Annotated in this window: 1 protein-coding gene; it reads right to left on the minus strand. The window is 65.2% G+C overall.

Annotated features, from left to right (window positions below; genetic code table 11):
* Positions 1 to 735: 735 nt before the first annotated feature.
* Entirely contained in the window at positions 736 to 936 is a 201-nt protein-coding gene (locus tag K338_RS26675; RefSeq protein ID WP_084481519.1) for a DNA-processing protein DprA, read from the minus strand.
* Positions 937 to 1,114 lie beyond the last annotated feature (178 nt).

Here is a 1,114-nt window from a genome sequence, read left to right on the forward strand (position 1 = left end):
GTAACTCCCATCGTCGGAAGGCCTCGACCTCTATCCAGACACCGCCACGCCCAGACCACTGGGACCTGTCTCTACACCCTCATCTGCGAAGAGCCTGATTAACAATGAAGATGGTGTCGTGGCCTCGGGGCGGGTCTGACCTTCCGATTAACTGACGCGCTCCTGGCGGTGCTGTCCTGACACCGACGGGTCGACTCGCTCCGCGGCCACGTTCGTTCCGGGTGACCGGACCGGGAAGGAGCGTGACTTCATAGGACGTTGCTCGATCAATGACTCTTCATTGTTGTGTCCGTCCGGCCCGGCGAGGTCATCCCCTCATTTCGCGACCGGTACGCCAGTACCGACTCAATGCCACTCGGCACGACTACGGAGTCGACCGCGCAGAAGATCGACCGGGCCGCGCCGAAGGAGTGCCCAGCGAGGTTGCCCGTCGAGGCGTGGCCGATGGACGGCACCGGCCAGCACCGCTGGTCTCCCGGCAACGTGAACTTTGAGCCGGACAGTGGATACGCGCAAAGAAGTGGGCCTCACATTCGTCCAACATGCTATGCTCACGGACCGGCTCAACGGTCTACATGGAACGCGTCACCGTTCCCGGTGCTTCACGACGGTGGAACTCAGGGGCCAGGGCCGTGCGCCCGCCCCCCGGGTGAGATACTAGCTCCTCGACGTCCGTCGCGGACGTGACAAATCGCCGGATGCCGGTACGCACCGGCTCGTGCGGGCCGATGCCGTTCACTCTCGTCGCCGGACCGGGCACCGCACCGACGCGACGCCCAGTCGATGCTCCTCGGTGACCACGCGCAGCGAACCGGACCAGGCAGCGGCTTCGACCACGACCGTCGCCCCGGACAGAGCAGCCACGAGTCGAGAACGTGCCAGAAAGCGGTGCCGTGTCGCCCGTCGATCCTGGTGGCAGCACCTGGACTCCGACATCAGCTCTACACTGCCTGCGGCGACCAGCCCCCGGCCTCACGCCTCCGCGTCGGCGTCGGCGTCGACAATGTCATGCCCAACTACAGCTAGGGCGTGTCTCTCATTTTCGTAGCCAGGCGATGACGGCGCAGAGGACGACGCCGGCTCGGTAGCTGATGGCGTGCTTGTCGTAGCGGGT

Origin of the sequence: Ruania albidiflava DSM 18029, assembly GCF_000421225.1 — a bacterium.
Classification (GTDB): domain Bacteria; phylum Actinomycetota; class Actinomycetes; order Actinomycetales; family Beutenbergiaceae; genus Ruania; species Ruania albidiflava.